This is a genomic window from Hanstruepera flava (assembly GCF_023634025.1).
Lineage (GTDB): Bacteria > Bacteroidota > Bacteroidia > Flavobacteriales > Flavobacteriaceae > Hanstruepera > Hanstruepera flava.
The window spans coordinates 625364-650000 of the sequence record NZ_JALJCW010000001.1; the positions used below are offsets into that span (position 1 = coordinate 625364).

Genomic DNA, 24637 nt, shown 5'->3' on the forward strand with positions numbered 1-24637 from the left:
TTTTGTTAAGTAATGCTATTAATTCCCCAAATTGATGGACTTTCTTAAACTAACTAACATCTTTCAAGTGTCGGTAGTTAACATTCAGTTCTTTAAAGAGAATGCCTGTTATTATGCGTGCTTGTTTTTTACTGTATGAAGAATTTAATTACTATAATTATTTTCCTTTTTGCTATCACTTGTTTTTCGCAAACCAGAGAACAAGATAGCCTTACTATTGAGTTAGCGTTTCAAAAGTCTGATACCTCTAAAGTTTTAACTTCATTACGCCTTATTAAATCGTTATACAATTCTGAAAACTACAACAAGGCTCTAAAATTTATTTCTGAAAGTGAAAAACTAGCAACCAGTTTAAATTATGCTGAAGGAATTGCTCAAATCACATATTACAAGGCACTTATTTACGCCAAAAAGAATGACTACATTAATGCTATTGACAATTACACAAAATCTAAAGAGCTATTCCTTTTACAAAAAGACACCTTAAGCGTAGCCAAAGTAAACAATAGCATAGGTTTAATAGAGATTGAGCGTGGCAACTACAGTAAAGGGTTGCAATATGCACTGTCTGCCATTAGAGAATTAGAAAAGCGAAACTTAAAACACGAATTATGTTCTGCCTATAAAAGCTTAGCTACGGCATACAAGAAGACTAACGACAGGTCTAAAGCCATTGAGTTTAATTTAAAAACGCTTGAGGTTGAACAAGCATTAGGGAATAAAGATGGCATAATTGCAACACATAAAAATTTGGCTGAACTATATTCGAAAGAAAAAGAACACCGTAAAGCTATTGATTATTACGAAAAGGTTTTAAAAGACATATCTCAAAACAATGATTCTTTAAGAGGTGAAATACTTCCAAGGCTTGGTGGCGAATATCTACAATTCAAGGATTATGATGTTGCCGCCAATTATTTAATTGAAGGCCTTCAACTCAACAGAAAAACAAATAACAAACTAGGCTTATTAATTGCACTTAATAATTTAGCCGATTTAAATCTTCAACAAAGAAGGGTAAGGGCTTCAGAACTGCAGCTGAATGAAGCAAGAATTATTGCAACCCAGATTGGCAACGATAACGAATTACTAAAAAACTATAAACTTTATAAATCTTTAGATTCTACAAACAGGAATTTTGAACGTGCTTTTAAATGGCAGCGTGACTATTTTAATTTAAAAAACAAGCTGGCTTCTAAAGAAAAATTACAGCCAGAGGCTTCAACCCCAAGTACAGTTCAAGTTAAAGACATAAATAAAGTGCCCACTACTTCTGAAACCAATTTAATTGCAAAACAAGGTCAAGAGTTAATAGAAAGTGAGAAAAAACTAAAGGATTTCAAACTTATTTTATATGCCTTATTAGCCGCTTTTGCTATCGTGCTTACATTCTTTATTCTAATTTATGTTAAGCGTAATAGCCGCTTAAAATACACGCGTGAATTAGAAGAAAAAAATAAAAAAATTGAATTACAAAACGAAGCTATTTTAGAACAAACCAAACATTTGGAAGACATAAATAAAGTAAAAGATAAATTGTTTTCTATTGTTTCGCATGATTTAAAAGATAGCCTAACCTCTATTAAAGGATTCATTGATTTACTGCAGGAAGGTTCGTTAACACAATCTGAGTTCAACAACTTAATTCCGGAATTAAGTGAAAATGCCAACAATGCTTCATTGCTTTTATTCAATTTATTAAACTGGTCTAAATCGCAAATGCAATCTTTAGAGCCTAGTCCTAGTTTATTTGACATTCAAGAAGTATTTGAAGAAAAAACGCAATTACTTGAGCAAAAACTTGATAAGAAAGGTATTTTATTGCGCAACAAAACGCTTCGCGACTTTGTTTACGCAGACCGAAGCATGGTAGAAATAGTTATTCAAAACCTACTATCTAATGCTATTAAGTTTAGTAAAGAAGGTGATACAATAACTATTGCAAATCATATTAGTAGTGGCAAATCTATTTTAAGTGTGTCTGACACTGGAGTTGGAATTTCTCCCGAAAACCAGAAAAAGTTGTTTAAGAGCAATTCGTTCACAACTATTGGTACAGGAAACGAAAAAGGAACAGGTTTAGGCCTATCTATTTGCAAAGAACTTGTAGATTTAAATCACGGTAAAATATGGGTAGAAAGCGATTTAAATTCCGGCAGTACCTTTTATGTAGAATTACCAAAATCTAATCCGTTAAATAATAATTCGTAATTTTTATTTTCTGTAACTTCACAGAAAATTACAAACCATGCGTTACACTATCTATTTCTTGGCTATTTTTTCTTTACTATTGAACACTAAAAAAGAAAAAATTGTTGAAAATCCATCAAACAATAATTTGAAAGAACTATTTCAACTTATGCAAGGGAGCTTTGATTCTGAAAAACAATCGTTAGCCGATTCAACTTACTATAACATTTCATTGCACATGTATCCCATATGGCAAGATAAAGGGCATTTTCTTTATGTAGAGCAAGCTTTAAATAATGGAGTTAGCAAACCCTATAGACAACGCATTTATGAAGTAACACAAATAGACGACGAAACTTTCAGTTCGGCAGTTTACACTATTCCTAATGACTCCTTATGGATTGGCAAATGGAAAACACCAGAAGCCTTTAATACACTTTCTCTTAACGATATTGAAAAAAAGTCAGGTTGCGAAGTTATATTGAAACGTATAAAGCCTAAGAGTTTTAAAGGAAGTACCGGCCATAAAACTTGTTCCAGTTCATTATATGGCGCCTCTTATGCTACCAGTGAAGTAGAGGTTCTAAAAGACAAGATAATATCTTGGGATCGTGGTTTTGATTCTAACGGCAAACACATTTGGGGAGCCGAAAAAGGCGGTTATATATTCGAAAGAAAAAATTAAGCTTTTGGTAAAAACACTTCCGCCATCATACAACGTGCACTTCCTCCTCCACAGGTCTCAATAGTCTCTAAAGAACTTGATAAAATAGGACAGAATTTTTCAATTTGTGATACTTGAGCAGGAGTTAAACTATCATGGGCCGCTTTACTCATAACCAAATAGCGTTGATTTAAGTGACCGCGTACTTGCAACATATTACCAGCAAATTGATGCATTTGCGCTTCTGTTATTTCAATTATGGTTTTGCCGTCTTGCTTTAAACTTTTGACTACATTTTTACGTTCTTTTTTATCATCAATACTATCTAAACAAATAACAGCAAAATTTTCTGCCAAACACATCATGACGTTGGTATGATAAATAGGCAGACGCTCTCCTTCAACAGACTGATAAGCCGTAAAAACAATTGGTGAATATTCAAAATCTTCACAAAACTCAATAAACAAATCTTCATCTGCTCTAGGAGACAAAGCACAATAAGCCTTATGGTTAATGCGGTCCAATAACAAGCTACCTGTGCCTTCTAAAAAAATCCCTTCTTCTTCAGCACTAGTATAATCTATAATGTTCTCTATTTTAAACCCTTCACTTTCTAAACGAATAAACACCTCATCACGTCTCTCTTTACGCCTGTTTTCGGCAAACATAGGGTAAAGTGCCACATCTCCATTCTCATGAAAACTAACCCAATTGTTAGGAAAAATGGAATCTGGAGTATCCATTAATTTATCATCTTCTTCAACAATAACATTTACACCAACTGCGCGTAGCTTTTCAACAAAGGCATCAAATTCATTTTGAGCATTCGCATTAATTTCTGCATTTTTTAAATCTAAATCTTCTTGAAAATAATTGTTTACAGCGGTTTGCTCATTCATCCTAAAATTCACAGGACGAATCATCAATATGGTATTTGTTGTTTGCATTCGAAATATTTTGGCTTACAAAATTAGTTAATTTCGTATAATATTTACTAGCAAAATCAACTATCAATTAAAGTGAAGCACTATTTTTTTATTGAATTATAAAAGAAAGGCTAGGGTGTAGTATTTGAGACCTGTAATGTTTTACCATTGTAATACTTTTGACCATTCAAGGCAAACCCACAAATGTAAGACGCCATCTGGCTTGCTGTAGTAGGCGCTTGATAACCTGGGAAAGCTTCCTCTAACATTTCAGTTTGCACAGCACCCAAAGCCAGTGTATTAAATGCAATTCCAGAATCCTTGTATTCTTCAGCCAATAATTCGGTTAAGGTAATAACAGCTCCTTTGCTTGAACTATACGCAGCTAAACCTGGAAACTTAAGACTGCCTTGAATACCTCCCATTGAACTTACAGTAACAACATGACTATTTTTCTGCATAAAAGGTAAAACAGTACGTATCATTTCGCTAACTCCAAAAACATTAGTCTTGTATACACTTTCGAAATCTGATATTGTAGTTTCTGAAAATGGTTTATTAAGCAGTGATCCTGCATTATTAATTAATCCATCTACGTTTTGCCATTCACTCTCAATAAAATCTGAAACCTTTTTGTAATCTGAATTTTTACTCAAATCGAAAGAAAATGCAGTTACACCCCTTAAATTAAGCTTGCTAACAGTTTCAGAATTCCTAGAAAGTGCCAAAACACGGTGGCCTTGTTCTGAAAAAATTTTAACCATTTCAAAACCTATACCTCTACTTGTTCCGGTTATGATTATGTTTTTACTCATTAGTCATTACGATTTCTTTTGTAAGTGTATTGCTCATTGTCTCAATTGCCGGAATGAGTGTATTAATAAAACCAGCCATAAAATCGTAATCCAATTTATCTACCTCATCATCTACATGATGATAATAATCATAATTAGATAAATCGCAAGACGATAAGGTGTGACTTGGCAATTTAAACACTTCATAAAAAGGGTAATTATCTGATGCCCTAAATAAATTATACTGTTTAGCCACATCTGAAGACCCAATAAAATTACTATCAAGATATTCGTTAATCTTCGCTGCCATGTTGGACATATCATATCCCGTAGCAAAAGCCACATAGTCCCTATCTTTAAATGGAACTCCAATCATTTCTATGTTAACAACAGTGTATAAATCAATATTCTCATCTTTCAGTCTTTGCGCTAAATGTTTTGACCCTAGCAAACCCATTTCTTCTGCTGAAAAAAGCACAAACATTAAGCTTCGTTTGTTTGTTTTTTTAGCTCCAAAATATCGCGCCATAGCTAATACAGCTGCAGTGCCAGCAGCGTTATCATTGGCTCCATTTCCAATAGAATCATTATCTACTGGCTTTGCTCGAGTTCCAATATGATCGTAATGTGCTCCAATAATTATAATTTCATTTTTTAGTTTTGAATCTGAACCTTCTAAAAAGCCAACAACATTGTAAGCATTTAAGTCTTTAACCTTAAAGCTATCTCTATAACTTTCATAGTATGGCTTTATATCAAATGCCTTTAACTGATTTTCAATAAATGTTGAGGAAGCGTCTATTCCTGTCGTACCTGTTCCCCTTCCCTTTTGATCATCCGATGCTAAAAAGGATACTGTTTCCTTAACTTCATTAGAAGTAATAACAACGCTCTTATTTGAAACTTTAGAACCCTTACAAGCTGAAAGCGCTATAGCTAACACTAAAATGATAAGTTTTTTCATATAAAGAAATTAGATGCTAAAGATAAAAAAATCCCACTTCAATTACTTGCAATGGGATTTAAAGTATTTTATAAAATCTGTTATGTTATACTAGCATGGTTACTGGATTTTCAATATAACCTTTTAAAGTTTGCAAGAACTCTGCTCCTGTAGCACCATCAACAGTTCTATGGTCACATGCCATTGAAAGTTTCATAGTATTACCAACAACAATCTGCCCATTTTTAACCACTGGTTTTTCAATAATTGCACCAACAGATAATATGGCGGAATTTGGTTGATTAATTATAGAAGTGAAACTCTCAATTCCAAACATACCCAAATTAGAAATGGTAAACGTGCTGCCTTCCATTTCGTCTAATGACAATTTCTTATTTCTTGCTCTAATAGCAAAATCCTTCACTGTAGCATTAATTTGAGGTAACGACTGCTCATTAGCAAATTTAACAACTGGTACAACCAAGCCATCTGGCACCGCAACAGCTACACCAATGTGAACATGATTATTCATTCGCATTTTATCATCAAACCACTGCGAATTAACTTGAGGATGTTGCTTTAAAGCTAAAGCACAAGCTTTAACTACCATATCATTAAAAGATATTTTAGTATCGGGAAGCGAATTGTATTGTGCTCTAAAAGCTATAGCATTATCCATGTCGAATTCCACATTTAAATAATAATGTGGCGCCGTAAATTTGGATTTAGCTAAATTTTTAGCAATTGCCTTACGCATATTTGAATTTGCAACTTCATCAAAATCTTCCTGTCCAGAAGGCACAAATTTACCAACTGCAGCAGCAGAGTTTGAAGGTGTATAATTTTCAATATCACGCTTAATTATTCTACCGTTTTCTCCAGAACCTTGAACTTGAGATAGGTTAATTCCTTTTTCTTCTGCCAATTTTTTGGCTAGCGGTGAAACAAATATTCTACCTGAAGAAGAACTCGAAGTTGAAGACTTAACTTCAGTGTTAGAAGATGCGGTATTTGTTTTAGGAGCTTCAGCTTTTGTCTCTGGTTTAGAAGCAACTTTTGGCACTTGTTCTGATTCTCCTGATGGTGCTTTGAAGTTTTTTGCTATATCTGTAACATTAGTTCCTTTAGGACCTAAAATTGCTAAAAGGGCATCAACTTTTGCCGATTCGCCTTCTTGCAATCCAACATGTAATAATGTACCTGATTGGAACGATTCAAACTCCATGGTGGCTTTATCAGTTTCAATTTCAGCAAGAATCTCACCTTCTTCCACATCATCTCCCACTTTTTTCAACCAAGTGGCAACAGTTCCTTCTTCCATGGTGTCACTTAACCGTGGCATGGTTACAACGGTTACTCCTTCTGGTATTTTTTCTACTGACTCATTTGTTTCTTTGCTCTCTTGAGATTCTTCGCTATCGCTCTGAATCTCATTTTCATCTTTCTTTTTTGAAGAGTTTCCATTTAATAAGCCCGAAATATCTTCACCCTCATCTCCAATAATTGCCAAAAGTTCATCTACTTTGGTCGTCTCTCCTTCTTGAACACCAATATGCAATAAGGTACCTTCATGAAAAGATTCAAACTCCATGGTGGCTTTATCAGTTTCAATTTCAGCTAGAATATCACCTTCCTCAACTTTATCACCCACTTTTTTCAACCAAGTAGCGACGGTTCCCTCTTCCATGGTATCACTCAAACGAGGCATATTTATAATTTCTGCCATAGCTTATAATTTATATTGTAAAAATGGATAATCTTCTTGCTCATAAACTGTATCGTACATGACATTCTTCTCTGGCCATGGAGATTCTTCTGCAAATTTTTCGCATTCGCTTACTAAATCTTTTACACGTTTATCTATTTTCTTTAAATCTGCTTCTGTAGCATATTTCTTTTCAAGAATAACATCTTTCACCTGTGTGATAGGGTCTATTTTTTTATACTCTTCCACCTCCTCTTTGGTTCTGTAATGTTGGGCATCACTCATAGAGTGACCACGATAACGGTAGGTTTTCATTTCAAGGAATGTTGGCCCTTCTCCTTTTCTTGCTCTTTCCATAGCTTCGTGCATGGCTTCAGCAACTTTTACAGGATTCATACCATCAACTGGACCACATGGCATCTCGTAACCTAAACCAAGTTTCCAAATATCAGTATGGTTGGCTGTACGTTCAACCGATGTACCCATGGCATAGCCGTTGTTCTCACAAATAAAAACAACAGGTAGTTTCCAGTTCATGGCCATATTAAAGGTTTCATGAAGCGAACCTTGTCTTACTGCACCATCTCCCATATAGCATAAAGTCACGGCTCCTGTTTCGTGATATTTATCTCCAAAAGCCATACCAGCACCTAAAGGAATCTGCCCACCAACAATACCATGACCACCATAAAAACCATGTTCTTTAGAAAATATATGCATCGATCCACCTAACCCCTGTGATGTCCCAGTTGCCTTACCATATAATTCTGCCATTACACGACGTGGATCAACTCCCATTCCTATGGGTTGCACATGGTTTCTATAAGCTGTAATCATTTTATCTTTTGAAAGGTCCATAGCATGTAAAGCACCTGCTAAAACCGCCTCTTGACCATTATATAAGTGAAGAAATCCTCTCACTTTCTGCTGTATGTAAACTGCTGCAAGTTTGTCTTCAAACTTTCTCCAGAATAACATATCTTCATACCACTTCAGGTAAACTTCTTTTGTTATTTTTTGCATGAGTTACGTTAATTAAATAAACGATTAACAAAAGTAACACTTTAGTTAGTAATGAAAAAACCGAAAATCGTAAAATTTATTTCGAAAACGTTATAGGACGGATTTATCGAAAACTAATGGTAATAAATTAGCTAAAGATTCAGACTTAACCACTTTTCCAGTTTCACCCATAAAGTAAATTTCAATGGGTGCATCTTGTTTTACTTCATATTCTGCTATGGCTTGTCTGCAGGCTCCGCAAGGTGGAATAGGAGAAACCGTTTGTTTAAGTTTTGAACCAGCAACAATAGCCATTCTTAAAATTTTAACACCAGGGAATTTGGCTCCTGCATAGTAAATTGCTGTTCGTTCTGCACATAAACCAGAAGGGTAAGACGCGTTTTCTTGATTATTGCCCGTAACAACCCCATCATTATCAAGAAGTAGGGCTGCACCTACAGAAAACTTGGAATAGGGCGCATAAGCTTTCTCCCTTGCTTTCATGGCCTGATGCATTAAATCAATTATGTTTTCAGGCAATTCATCTAAATCATCATAAACTTGTAAAACCGATTCTATTTTTACTTCTTTCATGTATTGGGTATGATTTATTAAAAGTAAGAAACTATTTTAGACAAAAAAACTATTGCGATAGGCAATAGTTTTTTGTTGATTTTATAAATTTCCTAGTACTCGACATAAGCACCTCTATCTATATTAAATGATAGAGAGAATCGCAAGGTGTTCTCCAAAGGATTCTGTACACTTGATGATGAAAACAGGTAGGATAGGTCAATACCTATTATATTGTACTTAAATCCTGCACCAATGGCAAAGAATTGTCTTGCTCCCTTTTCTTCCGATTCGTGAAAGTAACCTAATCGTAAAGCAAAGGCGTCGTTATAAACATATTCAGCCCCTAGAGCCCAAGTCCATTCTTTCATTTCTTCACTAAATCCTCCTGGCGCATCACCAAACGATTGGAACATGCCTTTAAAAAATCCAACATCAGGATCTTTACCATCAATAATAACATCTGTTTGAACAACGTCTCCCAATTCATCTTCTTCTGGATCATATTGTCCATTACCATTATTATCTATGTATTCATACTCGGTTCCATAAACAGGAGGTGTAGGCACCAATAATTTAGTTACCTCTCCTGTTACAGATACTTTATTATAATTATCCAATATAAAATCAAAGCCAGCTCCCAATCTTAAGGTTGTTGGTTGAAAATTTTCTTGTCCACCTTCATCATATTTAAATTTTGGACCAATGTTTTGAATAGCGAATGCCAAACGTGTTCTACCGTTAAAACTATTATACGCTGTTTCTTCGCTTTGATAATATCCAGAAACATCCACACCAAATGTATTTGCTGCTTGCGCATTAGCATCTACTTGTTGGATTTTTAAATCAGACCGCGAATAGCGCATGGCAACAGACATGGCAAATTGTTCACTTAATTTTAAAGCATAAGATGCGTCAATAGAAAGTTCATTAGGCTTAACAACCAATGGTTGCGAATTTTCATCTTGAACCAGTTCTATTTCACCTAAACCAAAATATTTAAAACTCGCAGCAAATGCAGAACGGTCATTTATTCTGTTAAAATAAGATAAATAACCTAGCGAAATATCGTTTACAATTTTTGTTAAATACGGCGTATAACTTACACCAAATCCTTGTTTTGCTTCTGAAAAAGCGTATTTAGATGAGTTCCAGTTTTGTGAAAATACATCTACAGACGTCGCTACACCCATATCTCCCATCGCAGCTCCTCTAGCTTCTGGTGCAACTAATAAAAAAGGCATACCAGTTGTAATTACTCTTGAATCTGGTTCGTCTGGCAACACAACGGTTTGCGCGAAAATTTGATTTGCAAAAACAACTGCAAATAGTATTAAAATCTTATTTTTCATGAATTGAATTTATTTAACAAATATAAATTATTATTATAGTATTACAAGTTTCTCAATAACTTCGACAGTTTTATTTAAAGTATTTGACCGGACTTTAAGTTTATAGACATAAACCCCTTTACCTATTTTATCTCCAAAATCATCACGTCCATCCCAAACAATATCTCTTGATAAAGCCGAAGCACCTTTCCCGCAACATTCTGTTGTATTGGTTTGTGCGTTTAATGTTCTAACCAATTTACCAGAAACGGTGAATATCTGTACAGAAACGTCTAAAGGTTCAGAACTATTGTGATTAAACCAAAATTCTGTATAATTTACAAACGGGTTAGGGTAATTAAGCACATTGTTAATCATTAACTCCTGGTCTTCGTCATGTACAACAAATTGAATTTCGGCAGTTGATGAGTTATTATATACATCCCATGCTTTAAGGGTCAAGGTATGTAATCCAGGCTCTAGATCACGTAAAGGATAGCTCGCTGAACCTCTTTGATAATCGTCTAATTCAGTTTGATAATAATCGTTTAAGACATATTGATTTGTTTCATCCCCATCAATAATTGCTACAATATCATGACCTATCCCACTGGCAGTATTGATACCGTTTTCATCCTCTAACTTCACCAATAAACTTGGTGATTCGTTAGTAATACCGCCAGAAACAAAACTTTCATCATTCATATATAATGAAATTTGAGGCCCTGTATTATCTTCTGGGGCGTTTTGGTTTAACCCTCCAATTAATAAATCATCAATATTAGCTCCAGCTACATCAACCAATTGGTTTTCGCGTTTGGCATAAAAACTGACCCTCCCCTCTCCAACAGGTATACCTATGTCTCTAGGCACTATAAATTCAAATTCAAACACGCCATTTGTAACAGAAGCTTGTCCTCTAAAAATCACAGATCCCAAAGTTTCAAAATCCATAATAATGAGTTGGCCGTTTTCTCTAGTGCCATCGTTTCCAAGCGTCTGTCTTTCAATTTTCTTATCATAAATAACAACAGATAAAATACCATTAAAATCTGAAATTACATTTCCTGAATCATCAACAACCTCTCCATTTAGTTTTGCTCTGCTTAATGCCTCAATAGGATTAGTTTGTTGACTAACCGGAACATCATTAATTGCTGTTAACTTAATGTCCGGTTTTGGAAAAGCCAATTTCATTGCAGGATCGCCAATAAAAAACACTAATCGTCTTTGGCCAATACCCGAAATTGAAGGATTTGTTTTTGTGAGCCTTAATGCTTCTGCCATTGTTGGATACTCATCATCGTCATAATCATCATCCTCACTAAACGAAAATAAATACTCTTCTAAAACAATATTAAAAGTTATTCCAACACTTACAAAAATTTGGCGTGTAGTAGTTATAAGACCTATAGCTCCACCATCTTTATTCCAATAGGTAAATTCGCCAGCAGTTGGACGCAAAGGATTATCAAAACGTGTGTACTCGCAAGTAACTGTCACAAAACAATTTAACTTACAAACATTATTCAAGTTTTGCGAATCTGGCTTTTCAAATATGCGTTCTTTAGCTAAACCATCTTCTCCACCATGCCCAAAATAATTTACGACTAAAACACCAGCTTCAATTGCATTTGTCATTGCCAAAGTCACACTTGGGTAACGATCACCTCCAGCCGAAGATTCTTGCAAGTAGGCATCAGAATGTATTTTGGTTACGTTAATAAATGGTTTTTTTTCAGCCACCAAATTTCCAATTTCATCTGTCGTTCCCTGTAAATCTTTTTCCCATGCTTCATCAACATCATCCGACACGACTAAAAAATTATTACGCCAATTGCCAAAAGAGGCCTCAACGTAATACGATTGAATTTTATCAACCAAATCTTTAGCTCGTTGTGGCGAATCTGCCAATATTCTACCAATAGCAATATCTAACTTATCCGATGTTTGCATAGAACCTTCATTCTCATCCATCATGCCATAAAAATCATCAGTTACAAACGAACTTGTTAAATTAAAACTATCATAGGCATGCCAAGAAGGTATTATGTTAGTATTATTAGACAATCGGTTTTTGTAATCGTAAGAACCATCTCCAAAAAGGCATAAATATTTCACTCTGTTTTCTGGGTTACTGGCATTTTGGTACACATACCTCACAAAATTTCTAATAGCGCCAATATCTTGATTACCAGTACTAAATTCGTTGTATATACTTTCTAACGCAACAACTTTTACATTTAAATTATTTTGAACACGGTTTATCTCTGCCAAACGTTCTGCTTGATTAACATAATTACTTCTGGCAATAATAAGGTAGTCTATATCTTCAAAAACACCTTGAGCATTATTAAAAATAGTCCCTTTTAAATTTTGATTACCCAACCTACTATTTGAAACAGCAATAGGTTGATAAAACCCTGTTGATGGAACAAGGGCATACTTTTTCAAACTACCAAGTGTAGATTTAAAACTTATATTAGAGTCCGAGTCAGAATTTAATACCGTTCTAACATTATAAATATCAGTTACATCCCAAATTTCGTTTACTTGATTAGCATTAGACACATTGTATTGAGCTATTCCTGATGTACTGACAACATCCTCATTATAAAATGTATACTGACTCCCTGCATAAGTTAATGCTCTTGTTGCTTCTACAGAGATATAATCGATATAAGCCGATGCAGAAGGGTTACCGTTGTTGTCATAAGTTAGGGAAACTGTTACATTATCTGAACCCACATTAACATTTCCCTCATATATAGCTTCACTTGCCAATGTACTTGCAGTGGTGGCAGGTATTACCAAGTTAGCAATACCATTACCGTTCAAGGCTAATTCCATAACCGATGCTACTTCAGATGTTGAAGCAACATAAGTTTTTAGCTTAACAGGTTCACTTGTTACTAAATTTGGAAATTGAAATTCGAAACTTTTGCTATTCTCAACATCAAAATTATCACCAAACCAGCGTCTGCCTACGCTAGCTAAATTATATTCGTCTATTTCATGAAATTGGTAATCCTGAAACGTATCGATTATCAAATCAGGATTTCCGGGCGGCTCGATTATAGGCTGTACGCGCTTTCCATTCCCAGAACTGATATTTATATAATAATTGGTAATATCTGTGTAACAGTTAATGTTGGTATTTCGAGTTTCGTCGTAACCCCTAGGTCCTTGAGCATAAAATAAAATATAATCGCTATCATGAAAAACACCATCATCTTCACCAACAAACCGTATGGCGTTTTCAGCAACATCATAAGGGTAAGGTTCTGAATTGGCATAAGGTATCATTCGACCTCCATTGCCATACAACTTTATTGTTCTTGGATCTACACCGTTAACATTAACACCCAATTGCTCTAAAAAGTTTTTAGATAATTTATAAACCCCAGTTTTATCAACTTGAAAACGATACCAACTTCCAGAACTTAAAACTGAATTTGTAATATTATGCCTAAAACCTGTTCTAGTATTATTATTCGTACGATAAGAAATACTAAATGCGGTTACTTTTTTATAGACCCCGTTTTCATTAATAATTGGAGAAAGCGTTAAAAATGCATAGCGTTTATCACGAGCTATACTATTTTCCAACTTAACTTTTAACGACTTGGGTACAGTTTGAAGGTTTAAACTCTTTAATTCACTTTTTGTAATTGCCCCATAGCTCACATTAGTAATTTCAACAGAATTTTCATCAACTAGTTGACCAATGCTCCATTGACTAATAAATTGCAATCCTTGGGTAAGGCTATAACTAAAATTATCGGGATTAAATGCAGGAACCTTAAACGAGAACCTCTCTATAGATATAGTTTTGTCTCCTTCCCAATTTATCACAAAACTTTTTTGTTGTGAAAAACCTATAAGGTGAGTCAATATGGTTAGTAGTAGCAATTTCTTTTTCATCACACAAATAACGTGAATTAACACTACTTATTATTTGAAAATAAACAAATTTCAAAAAACAAGATTATTCAACAATAATAAATGACAAAAATAGACGTTATGATGTGAGAAAACAACAATAAAAACGTCAAAAATCATCGGTGTAATGCCTAATAAATAGGATGAAATGCATATTTTTTTAGCTAAAAATTGATTTTTTGCTTGTATTATTAGGTATAATTCTTATATTGCGTCACCAAAATAATAATGGCTTACTTAAACGTATGGATATGAAAAATGTATTAACAATAAGGGTATTGTTAGTTTTAGCTATCGCTAGCACTATGGTTGGTTGTAAAAGATCATCCAGTTCAAACAGCTCCAGAGCTACAGGTTGGGACATCAACTCAAGAGATGGTGGATTCCAATACAATACTTCCTTCAAAGGTCAAGAAGCAGGTCCTGGTCTTGTTTTTGTAGAAGGAGGAACCTTCACAATGGGAAAAGTTCAAGACGATGTTATGCATGATTGGAACAACACACCCAATCAGCAACACGTTCAATCATTCTATATGGATGAAACTGAGGTAACCAATTTAATGTATCTAGAATATTTAGATTGGATTAAGCGTGTTTACCCACCAACTGATGAAAACTACAGAGCCATATATAATGGCGCTTTGCCTGATACATTGGTTTGGAGAGACCGTTTAGGTTTCAACGAAGTTATGACTGAAAACTATTTGCGTCACCCAGGTTATGCAGAATATCCTGTTGTTGGTGTAAGTTGGATTCAAGCTGTAGAATTTGCCAACTGGCGTTCAGACCGTGTTAACGAAGCTAAATTAGAAGATGCTGGTTACATAGCTAGAGATGCCAAATTAAATTCGGTTTCTGCTGACGCTACTTTCAATACTGATACTTATATTAATGCACCATCACAAGTTTATGGTGGTAATGATAGTATTACTAGTCCAGCAAACACTCGTAGAAGAGTTCAAACTACTGCTGCAGGCGATACAATTAATGTACATGCAACTAGAGAAACGGGGTTGATTTCGCCTAAATATAGACTACCAACCGAAGCTGAATGGGAATATGCTGCTTTAGGACTAACATCATTAAGAAGTTATAATGTTTATAGAGGTCGTAAAAAATATCCATGGGATGGTCAATACACACGTTCTGGTAAACGTAAAGTTCGTGGTGATCAATTAGCCAACTTTAAGCAAGGTAAAGGTGATTATGGTGGTATAGCAGGATGGTCTGATGATGGTGCCGATATTACAAACCAAGTAAAATCTTATGAACCTAATGATTATGGTTTATATGATATGGCTGGTAACGTTGCCGAATGGGTAGCTGATGTTTATAGACCTATTGTAGATGATGAATTTACTGACTTTAACTACTACCGTGGTAATGTGTATACAAAAAATGCCATTAATGAAGATGGTACTGTAAAAATAGTAACTACTGAAGATATTGTTTTTGATACCCTACCAAACGGAAAAGTAATTGCTAGAAACTTACCTGGAGAAATTCACCAAGTACCTGTTGATGAAAACGAAACATACTTGAGAATGAACTTTGACACTAGTGACAATAGAAACTTTAGAGATGGTGACAAGCGTTCTTCTAGACAATACAGAGATAACTTTAATGAAGATGAAGACGGTGAAGTGGTAGATGGATCACATACACGTAAAATGTATAACTCTCCAAAGCACAATGTAGAAGTTGATTCTTCTGGGCAGTTAATTCGTGAGTACGACCAATCTGATAAACGTACTTCCTTAATCAACGATGAAGTTCGTGTTTACAAAGGAGGCTCTTGGAAAGATAGAGAGTATTGGTTAGACCCAGCTACACGTCGTTATTTCCCACAGGATATGGCTACAGATTATATTGGATTTAGATGCGCCATGTCGCGTGTAGGCTCTAAATCTGAAAAGAAAAACAAAACAAAAAATTAAGATTTTGTTCTAAAATATTTTGAAAAGTCCTGACTGTCGTCAGGACTTTTTTTATACTTTTAATCTATGACGATACAAGATATTCACAAGCTTTTTTTAGACTGTAAAAACATTTCAACTGACACTAGAAAAATTACAAAGGGTGATATGTTTTTTGCTCTTAAGGGTGAAAAATTCAACGGAAACAAATTTGCAGACGAGGCCTTAAAGCTAGGGGCTAAATACGTAATAATAGATGAACACACCTACAAAATTAGTGACCAAACCATTTTAGTAGATAATGTTTTAAAAACATTGCAAGAACTAGCTACTTACCACAGAAACTATATTGGCATTAAAATTATTGCCCTTACTGGCAGTAATGGAAAAACCACAACCAAAGAGCTTATTAATGCAGTACTATCTAAAAAATACAATACCGTAGCTACTAAAGGCAATTTGAATAACCATATTGGTGTGCCATTAACTCTGCTTTCTATGACCAAACATACTGAATTAGGCATTGTTGAAATGGGTGCTAACCATAAAAAAGAGATTGGTTTTTTATGCCATATTGCTCTACCAGATTATGGGTACATAACTAATTTTGGAAAAGCCCATTTAGAGGGGTTTGGCGGTGTAGAAGGTGTTATAGAAGGGAAATCAGAAATGTACACTCATCTAATAAAATATAATAAAACTATTTTTGTAAATACTGATGATTCTATTCAATTCGAAAAAACGAAAAATGCTAAAACAATAAAATTTGGCACATCTTCAGGTTCGGACGTAATAACCATTAGCTTACAAAATTATGAATCATATGTTAGAGTTGCCTACAAAAACCAACAAATCCAATCTCAATTAATTGGTGATTACAATTTTGGAAATATTGCTGCAGCAATAGCAATTGGTGATTATTTTAAAGTTTCTCCAGAAAATATTAAACAAGCTATTGAAAACTACACTCCAAACAACAACCGATCGCAGATAATAATCAAAGGGACTAATAAAATTATTTTAGATGCCTATAATGCGAATCCAACTAGCATGGAAGCCGCTTTAATAAACTTCAACAAACAAAAAGCTAAACACAAGATAGTCTTTCTTGGTGATATGTTTGAATTGGGTAAAAGCTCTCAATTGGAACATCAACGTATTGTTACTCGAGTTCAAAGTATGCCTTTTACTCAAAAATATTTTATTGGAGAAAATTTCTATTTATGTAAAAACAATGTAGAAAGTAATCTGTTTTTTAAATCATTTAGTGATTTTAAAGAGTATTACCCGCAATTAGAAATAAAAAATAGTTTGCTACTTATAAAAGGTTCAAGAGGTATGGCTTTAGAAAGAATATTGGATTTACTTGTCAATGAATAAAAACTAAAAAATCTGCTATATGCAGATTTTTTAGTGGGTCATACTGGATTCGAACCAGTGACTTCTACCCTGTCAAGGTAACACTCTGAACCAACTGAGTTAATGACCCAAAAATAAAAAAGTCCGTTTTAAAACGGACTTAATTTGTGGGCGATGAGGGATTCGAACCCCCGACCCCCTCGGTGTAAACGAGGTGCTCTGAACCAACTGAGCTAATCGCCCTTTGTAATCGGACTGCAAATATAAAGTAGTTTTTCAATTCACAAAAGCTTTTTTCAAAAAAAATAAATTCTTTTTTAAATCAACCTGTTCGTTTTAAAATTATTATACTTTAGTCATAGAAATTACTATTTCTGTTGTCATTTTTTGCCCCATAACGTCCATATCCATTGTAAGGTTAGATGTATTAGAAACACCTGAAGCTTTGTCTATATTCATACTTCCTGCTAAAGTACCAGTTGCAACTCCTGAAATACTACCACTTACATCTAAAATTACCGATTTAGTATCAATGGATTTTACCGTATACATGTAACTAATTATCACACCATCGTTTTCTTTTTCATCAGTCCAAGAAGAACCAATTTTAACAGCCTCTTTAGGATATATCAAACTTTGTGTTTGGTTAGTAAACTGATTAGCATTAGCAGCATTACCTTCAATCATTTTCATATCCAAAACCTCTCCATAAGTATTAGTTTTCACTGCTAAAACAGTTTCTAAAATAGGCTTCATTTGCGCACTCATCATTTTAATTTCGTCATCTAAATCTTCTTCTTTAGTATCTGAATCGTAAGACAGTTTAGTACCTGCTTGAGCCATGTCCATTTTAATTCTTTTAAAACTCATTTCAGTATTAAAAATAGTATCAATAGTTTCTTTTACTTCTGTCTGTATTTCCACCTGCATATCCATTTTCATAGTTTCACCCATATCCTGGACCATTACCATATTCATTAAATACTTGTCTCCTGTATTATAATTAAATCTCAAAAATGTAGATTCTTGGGCTAATGAAACAGTTGAAACCACTAACAATAATAGTGTAATTAAGTTCTTCATGATTTTAAAATATTTTTTATTAATTGAAAACAAATATAGAGCCTTAAAAGGAGATGGGCTAAATTATTTCTGCTACAGTAAAAGTGCTACCTCCCACGTATATAACATTGTTAATACTTGCTTTAGATTTGGCTTTATTTAACGCATCTTCTACGCTTTCACATACTTCGCCTTTATATCCTTTCTCTAAAAATTGGTTCGCTAAAGTATGTACATCCAGACCACGAGGAACATTAGGCTTGCAAAAAAAATAATACGCTTTTTTGGGCAAAAGCTTAATAATAGCATCTAAATCTTTATCATTAACTACACCAAAGACCATGTACAAGTCTTCATAATCTTCAGCTTGTAATTGATTCATGACATGTCTTAAACCATCTTCGTTATGAGCAGTATCACAAATTATTTTAGGCCTTTCCTGCAATATTTGCCATCTTCCCTTTAAATCGGTATTCGTTACTACATTTAAGAGTCCATTCTTAATATTTATGTCAGTAATTCTATAACCTAGTGAATTTAAAACTTGAATAGTACTTACAGCCGTTTTAATATTATGCTTTTGATAACTTCCTTTTAAATCACTTTCAAAATTTGCACCATACAAGTTTTGGGCAAAATATATCTCTGATTTATTTTCGAGTGCTATTTTTAAAAACACTGGTTTAGTTTTTTCCATATACTCACCAATAACAACTGGAACTTCAGGTTTAATAATTCCAGCTTTTTCATAGGCTATTGCCTCCAGTGTATTTCCCAAAAACTGGGTGTGGTCCAAACCAATGTTTGTGATTACCGACACAAGTGGTGTTATAAGATTTGTTGAATCCAATCGGCCACCAAGACCAACCTCAATTACAGCTATATCTACCTGTTGTGTTGAGAAATACTCAAAAGCCATTCCTGTGGTCATTTCAAAAAATGAAAGCGATTGACTTTCAAAAAATGCTTTGTTTCGGTTAATGAATTCTATTACAAATTCTTCACTTACGCAAACACCATTAATTTTAATGCGTTCTCTAAAATCCTTTAAATGCGGAGAAGTAAAAAGTCCTACTTTTAAACCCGATTCTTGTAAAATGGAAGCAATCATATGGCTAGTAGAACCTTTTCCATTGGTTCCAGCCACATGTATACACTTAATTTTATCTTGAGGATTGTTAAGGTGGCTAGCCAATAAAAGTGTATTACTTAAATCTGCTTTATAAGCTGCCTTACCTTGTCTTTGATACATTGGAAGTTTTGAAAACATCCAATTTAAAGTATCTTGATATGTCATTGGTTATTGACCTAAATTGAAGTTTACTTTAACAAAACCTATTTGTTTGGCTGGTGCATTAGAATCTGGTCGCCATTTATGGGATAAAGCTATTTTTTTTGCAGGGTCCAATAGACATTGTGCAGTGTTGGTGGTGCCTTTAACACCTGGAACGGCTTCAATAACATTACCGTTTCTATTCACAACAATTTTTACAATCACCATACCAGATTCATTACAGTCTTGTTTAAGGGTTTGGTATGTTGCTTTTCCTCTACCATTTAGCCCATAACCTACACCTCCACTACCAGTGCCTGGGTCTCCAAAATAACTTGCTGCATAAGGATCCCCATCTAATTGTCCTTTATCTCCTGCTTTATTATCATTACCTTCTCCACCAGATTCAGAGCCTTCAGATTTACTAACGCCTCCTATTAATGCATCTAATTTTTTCTTTTTAGCTTCTTGTTCAGCTTTTTCCTTCGCTATTCTATCAGCTTCAGCCTTTGCTTTAGCATCTGCTTCGGCTTTTGCTCTTTGTTCAGCTTCTAATTGCTCTTTTCTTTCTGCTTCTTTTTGTTTTTTAATTGCTATAGCTTCTTCTTCAGCCTGTGTTAGAACATCTTCGGCCTTTGCTTTTTCAGATGAAGCTGGTTCTGGGGTAGTTTCTTTTGGTTTAGAAACTTCTTCAATAGGCTTACGAATCTCTCTAGGTTCAGATTTTATAGGTTTTTTGGGTTGAACATTACCTTGACCAACATTACTGTTTCCAAAATTAACGGCTACACCATACTCAATAGGTGGATCCATATACGGAGGACCAACAACAAATAAAAGCAGCAAAATAATCATAACGATTAAAGTTGTGATTTTAGCCGAATTACGTTCGTGTTTAGTCTCTAAATATTTCATCCTAATTACTTGGTTTTACCGCAAGGATAACTTTAAATTTATTTCGGTTGGCAATATCCATTACTTTAACCACATTATCTACTGGCACGGTTTTTTCTGCTCGTAAAACAATTGTTGGTTGGTCTTTACTAGATAAAACATTTACCAATTCGTTTTCCAGAACACTCTCGCCAACTAATTTTTGATCCACATAATAGCGTAAATCCTTGGTAATACTAACTGCAACAGATTTTTTGTTTTCAGTTTTGCCACTAGCTTTTGGTAATAAAATATCAATAGCGCTTGTAGTAACTAAAGTAGAAGCGATCATAAAAAATATAAGTAAAAGGAATACAATATCTGTCATTGAAGACATATTGAACTCTGGTGTTACTTTATTTCTTCCGCGAATATCCATACTATATTGGCTCGTTTAAATGATCTAAAAACTCTACTGAATTCGCTTCCATTTGATAAACAACTTTATTGGTTTTTACAACTAAATGATTATAGGCAATGTAAGCAACAATACCTACAATCAAACCAGCAACAGTTGTCGTCATGGCTGTATATAGCCCACTTGCCAAAACATCCATCTGGATAGTTCCTCCTGCATTAGCCAATTCAAATATTGCCAATATCATACCTATTACAGTACCAAGAAAACCAATCATTGGAGCAGCTCCTGAAATGGTGGCTAACATACTTACGTTTTTTTCCAATCCGTAAATCTCTAAACGGCCAGCATTTTCAATTGCTGTATTAATATCTTCCAGAGGCTTACCTATACGTGTTAATCCCTTATTAATCAAGCGTGATACAGGTGAATTTACTTGAGCGCATAGCATTTGGGCTGAATCAATTTTGCCATTACTGACATGGTCTTTAATTTGATTCATAAAGTTACTATCTACCTTCGATGCTGCTTTAATAGCAAATAATCTTTCAAAATATATGTAACAAGCAACTATTAATAGTACAAAAAGCAATAGTATAATTAACATTCCAGCTGTTCCGCCACTGGTAATTAACTCAATAATGGACAATGTTTTTTCAACTGATTCTCCATCTGTTAACACTTCTGTGCCATCCTGAACGTCTTGGATTATAGAATTTATCATATTAAATTGAATCTATTTTTAACTTATAACGTGTTTTTTCTAACTAAATTATGCTAAAATATTGTTCTAGTAAACATAAATGCTACAGCTCCAACCAAGAAACCAACAAGTGCTAACCAAGAAATCTTTTTTAGATACCAAAAAAAATCGATTTTCTCCATTCCCATGGCAACAACACCTGCAGCAGAACCAATAATTAACATACTACCTCCTGTTCCTGCAGAATAGGCAATAAAATGCCATAGTTCATTGTCCATAGGTACAGAAAACATTCCTAAACTAGCCGCTACCAAAGGCACATTGTCAATTACAGCAGAACCTACTCCTAATAATAAAACCACTAAATCAGAAACACCTTCATGGTGTAATTCGGTACCCATCATGGGCATATTTTCCTGTAAGGATGTGGCAAAACCAAATAATATTCCTAAAGATTCTAACGCAGCTACCGCCATTAAAATTCCTAAAAAGAACAAAATACTTGGCATTTCAATTTTGGATAGTGAATGATGAACCGGACTATGAGAGCTATGAGCATCACTTTCAGAATCAAAATTAGATATGCTAAACTTTGAAGAACTGTAAATTTCGGCGAAAACGGCCACTACACCTAACGCTAACATCATGCCGACATAAGGGGGTAAGTGCGTTACAGTTTTAAAGATTGGTACAGATACAATACCTCCCAAACCTAAATACAGCATTGTTGAACTAAAGCGACTTTTAGGTTTGTCATCTTTATCTTCATAATCTAGATCGCCTTTGAAAGCAGGTAAAAAACTCGCGATAAAAAATGGCACTAACATGCACAATAACGAAGGCACAAACAAGTATACAAATAAATGCCCAGTTGAAACCTTATCTGCAATCCATAGCATGGTAGTGGTCACATCACCAATTGGCGACCATGCTCCACCAGCATTGGCTGCTATTATTATTAAACCAGCATACCAAATTCTTACATTTCTATCATTTACTATTTTTTGAAGTATGGAAATTAAAACTATTGTAGCCGTTAGATTATCAATAATAGCTGACAGAAAAAACGCTAAAAATCCAAAAATCCAAAGTATTCGTTTCTTACTTTTTGTTTTTATAAAAGTTTTAATGGTTGAGAACCCATCAAAATAATCAATAATCTCAACAATGGTCATAGCCCCTAAAAGGAAAACTAATATCTCTGCTGTTTTACCTAAATGATGCAATAAGGTTTCTTCCATTAAATGCATTTTTTCTTCATGGCCTAAATCTCCAAAATTATCAAGTAACGCATGTTTGGCAGAATCAAACCATTGCAGAAAACTCTCAATGCCTAACGCAATTAAGGCCCAACAAAGAGACATCATAACCAGTGCAGGTATGAGCTTGTCTATTTTTAAATTATGCTCTAGGGTTATAGCTAAATAGCCTACAACAAATACAATAATTATTAATGATTCCATAAAATTTCGTTTTTAAATTAACTGCCCTAATGCAATTTCAAATGCGGTTTTACTAATTTGAGTTTGAGATTGGTTTTGATCGTAAACCTTCTGCATAGCTTTCTTTATAGTATTAGATGTGTCATTAAAAATTGCTTCATCTGTCATTTGAACACGGCGTTCCATAAAATAAGCAAATACCCTTGCCATTCCACAATTAGATATAAAATCTGGGATTAGACTCACTCTATAATCTGTATGCTCCATGATCGTTCCAAAAAATATTTCTTTGTCTGCAAAAGGTACATTAGCTCCACATGAAATAACTTCCAATCCTGTATCTATCATTTCGTCTATTTGGTTTATTGTTACCAAACGCGAAGCTGCACAAGGCATAAACACCTCTGTTTCAAGAGACCAAATTCGTTTATTCATCTCATCAAAAGGAATCAAGTTATCTGCCGATAAAGCATTACCATCCTTATTAAGGAATAATTCGGTAATCTCTTCAAAAGTAAATCCGTCTTCATTAATTAAACCACCAGCAATATCAATTATACCAACAACTTTTGCTCCCATTTTTGAAATATAAAAAGCAGCAGCAGAACCTACATTACCAAACCCTTGTACAACAACCCGCTTATCTGCAATATTCCCACCATATATATCGTAATAGTGACGTACAGCTTCAGCTACACCAAAACCGGTTATCATATCAGCAACTGTATATTTTCGAGCAACACTAGGTGAGTAGTTTGGGTTTTCAATTACTTTAATTACGCCTTGACGCAATTGTCCAATTCTATTTATCTTATCGGCTTGTGTTGGTTTAAAATGCCCTTCAAAAACACCTTCTTGCGGATGCCAAACTCCACTTTCTTCAGTTATAGGAATGACTTCATGTATTTCATCAACATTTAAATCACCTCCTGTACCATAATAACTTTTTAGTAGTGGAGAAACTGCCTTATACCATCGTTCCAAAACACCTTTCTTTCTGGGATCCTTTGGGTCAAAGTTTATTCCTGATTTTGCACCTCCAATAGCTGGTCCAGAAACCGTAAACTTAACTTCCATAGTTTTAGCTAAAGACAGAACTTCATTCATGTCTAAACCTTTACGCATTCGTGTTCCTCCTCCTGCGGCTCCACCTCTTAAAGAGTTAATTACTGTCCAACCTTCAGCTTCTGTTTCTGGGTCTTTCCAATTAAAAATAATTTCTGGTGATTTGTCTTCGTACTTTTGAAGTAATTCTTTCATTAAGACTAGTTAGATTTGTTTCAACAAATATAAAAAACAAAAAATCGCTTTATATTAATTTTACAATAATTTTATGGTTGATAGACTTTACCAGAACTGTGATTTTTTTTAGCACCTGTTACACTTGCCAAACAGTTTACTTCACTTCGTAATTTAAGAACACCCAATAAACCAAATATTACAGCTTCTTTATATTCTAGAATATCTTGGTTAGGAATCACGATTTTGATTGAACTTTTAGCCTTTAGCAAATCAATTAAA

Annotated in this window: 20 protein-coding genes and 2 tRNA genes (1 of these 22 only partly in view); 4 read left to right on the top strand and 18 right to left on the bottom strand. The window is 34.3% G+C overall.

Going from position 1 to position 24637, the window contains the following annotated elements:
• Positions 1-135 precede the first annotated feature (135 nt).
• Positions 136-2211 carry a tetratricopeptide repeat-containing sensor histidine kinase gene (locus MTX13_RS02925; protein ID WP_250432920.1) on the top strand — a complete coding sequence of 692 codons (2076 nt, stop codon included), beginning with the start codon at positions 136-138 and terminating at the stop codon, positions 2209-2211.
• Positions 2212-2248: 37 nt separating this feature from the next.
• Positions 2249-2875 (top strand): chromophore lyase CpcT/CpeT, encoded by a 627-nt coding sequence (locus MTX13_RS02930; protein ID WP_250432921.1) that lies wholly within the window; start codon positions 2249-2251, stop codon positions 2873-2875.
• Here MTX13_RS02930 and ctlX read toward each other — a convergent pair.
• From ctlX to porU, 8 genes are all read right to left on the bottom strand, one after another.
• Positions 2872-3801, bottom strand: coding sequence for a citrulline utilization hydrolase CtlX (gene ctlX / locus MTX13_RS02935; protein ID WP_250432922.1), 930 nt, complete (start codon positions 3799-3801; stop codon positions 2872-2874). The two genes, MTX13_RS02930 and ctlX, sit on opposite strands and share 4 nt — an antisense overlap.
• Positions 3802-3911: 110 nt before the next feature.
• Positions 3912-4595 carry an SDR family oxidoreductase gene (locus tag MTX13_RS02940; RefSeq protein ID WP_250432923.1) on the bottom strand — a complete coding sequence of 228 codons (684 nt, stop codon included), beginning with the start codon at positions 4593-4595 and terminating at the stop codon, positions 3912-3914.
• Positions 4588-5538, bottom strand: coding sequence for a M20/M25/M40 family metallo-hydrolase (locus MTX13_RS02945; RefSeq protein WP_250432924.1), 951 nt, complete (start codon positions 5536-5538; stop codon positions 4588-4590). Before MTX13_RS02945 ends, MTX13_RS02940 begins: the two co-directional genes overlap by 8 nt.
• Before the next feature lie 85 nt (positions 5539-5623).
• Positions 5624-7243, bottom strand: coding sequence for a pyruvate dehydrogenase complex dihydrolipoamide acetyltransferase (locus tag MTX13_RS02950; RefSeq protein WP_250432925.1), 1620 nt, complete (start codon positions 7241-7243; stop codon positions 5624-5626).
• Between the two features lie 3 nt (positions 7244-7246).
• On the bottom strand, positions 7247-8245 hold the full coding sequence (gene pdhA, locus MTX13_RS02955) for a pyruvate dehydrogenase (acetyl-transferring) E1 component subunit alpha (protein WP_250432926.1): 999 nt from the start codon (positions 8243-8245) through the stop codon (positions 7247-7249).
• A gap of 90 nt (positions 8246-8335) precedes the next feature.
• Positions 8336-8818 carry a cytidine deaminase gene (gene cdd / locus MTX13_RS02960; RefSeq protein ID WP_250432927.1) on the bottom strand — a complete coding sequence of 161 codons (483 nt, stop codon included), beginning with the start codon at positions 8816-8818 and terminating at the stop codon, positions 8336-8338.
• A gap of 92 nt (positions 8819-8910) precedes the next feature.
• Complete coding sequence (porV, locus tag MTX13_RS02965; protein ID WP_250432928.1) at positions 8911-10149, bottom strand: type IX secretion system outer membrane channel protein PorV; 1239 nt, start codon at positions 10147-10149, stop codon at positions 8911-8913.
• Positions 10150-10182: 33 nt separating this feature from the next.
• Positions 10183-14052, bottom strand: coding sequence for a type IX secretion system sortase PorU (porU, locus tag MTX13_RS02970; protein WP_250432929.1), 3870 nt, complete (start codon positions 14050-14052; stop codon positions 10183-10185).
• 263 nt (positions 14053-14315) lie between these two features.
• On the opposite strand from porU, the gene gldJ reads away from it, so the two are divergent.
• Both gldJ and MTX13_RS02980 read left to right on the top strand, forming a co-directional pair.
• Positions 14316-16007, top strand: a complete 1692-nt coding sequence (gene gldJ / locus MTX13_RS02975; protein WP_250433855.1) for a gliding motility lipoprotein GldJ — start codon at positions 14316-14318, stop codon at positions 16005-16007.
• 66 nt (positions 16008-16073) lie between these two features.
• The gene (locus tag MTX13_RS02980) at positions 16074-17366 is read left to right on the top strand and encodes a UDP-N-acetylmuramoyl-tripeptide--D-alanyl-D-alanine ligase (protein WP_250432930.1); all 1293 of its coding nucleotides are present in this window, start codon (positions 16074-16076) and stop codon (positions 17364-17366) included.
• A 34-nt stretch (positions 17367-17400) separates the two neighbouring features.
• Here the strand turns inward: MTX13_RS02980 and MTX13_RS02985 are convergent.
• From MTX13_RS02985 to MTX13_RS03030, 10 genes are all read right to left on the bottom strand, one after another.
• Positions 17401-17475: transfer RNA gene (locus MTX13_RS02985), tRNA-Val, on the bottom strand.
• Between the two features lie 38 nt (positions 17476-17513).
• Positions 17514-17588 (bottom strand) — tRNA-Val (locus MTX13_RS02990).
• Positions 17589-17690: 102 nt separating this feature from the next.
• Positions 17691-18428, bottom strand: coding sequence for a DUF6263 family protein (locus MTX13_RS02995; RefSeq protein ID WP_250432931.1), 738 nt, complete (start codon positions 18426-18428; stop codon positions 17691-17693).
• Positions 18429-18486: 58 nt separating this feature from the next.
• Entirely contained in the window at positions 18487-19704 is a 1218-nt protein-coding gene (locus tag MTX13_RS03000; RefSeq protein ID WP_250432932.1) for a bifunctional folylpolyglutamate synthase/dihydrofolate synthase, read from the bottom strand.
• Between the two features lie 3 nt (positions 19705-19707).
• On the bottom strand, positions 19708-20595 hold the full coding sequence (locus MTX13_RS03005; protein ID WP_250432933.1) for an energy transducer TonB: 888 nt from the start codon (positions 20593-20595) through the stop codon (positions 19708-19710).
• Position 20596: 1 nt separating this feature from the next.
• A complete protein-coding gene (locus MTX13_RS03010; RefSeq protein WP_250432934.1) occupies positions 20597-20992 on the bottom strand; it encodes an ExbD/TolR family protein in 396 nt (131 codons plus the stop codon).
• A 1-nt stretch (position 20993) separates the two neighbouring features.
• On the bottom strand, positions 20994-21695 hold the full coding sequence (locus tag MTX13_RS03015) for a MotA/TolQ/ExbB proton channel family protein (protein ID WP_250432935.1): 702 nt from the start codon (positions 21693-21695) through the stop codon (positions 20994-20996).
• Positions 21696-21748: 53 nt separating this feature from the next.
• Positions 21749-23137 carry a sodium:proton antiporter NhaD gene (nhaD, locus tag MTX13_RS03020; RefSeq protein WP_250432936.1) on the bottom strand — a complete coding sequence of 463 codons (1389 nt, stop codon included), beginning with the start codon at positions 23135-23137 and terminating at the stop codon, positions 21749-21751.
• Between the two features lie 12 nt (positions 23138-23149).
• Positions 23150-24376, bottom strand: a complete 1227-nt coding sequence (locus MTX13_RS03025; protein WP_250432937.1) for a Glu/Leu/Phe/Val dehydrogenase dimerization domain-containing protein — start codon at positions 24374-24376, stop codon at positions 23150-23152.
• Positions 24377-24447: 71 nt separating this feature from the next.
• Positions 24448-24637, bottom strand: the end of a protein-coding gene (locus MTX13_RS03030) for an anhydro-N-acetylmuramic acid kinase (protein ID WP_250432938.1). The gene runs 875 nt beyond the window's last position; 190 of the gene's 1065 nt are visible here — the last part of the coding sequence; the start codon falls outside the window, past its right edge; the stop codon is at positions 24448-24450.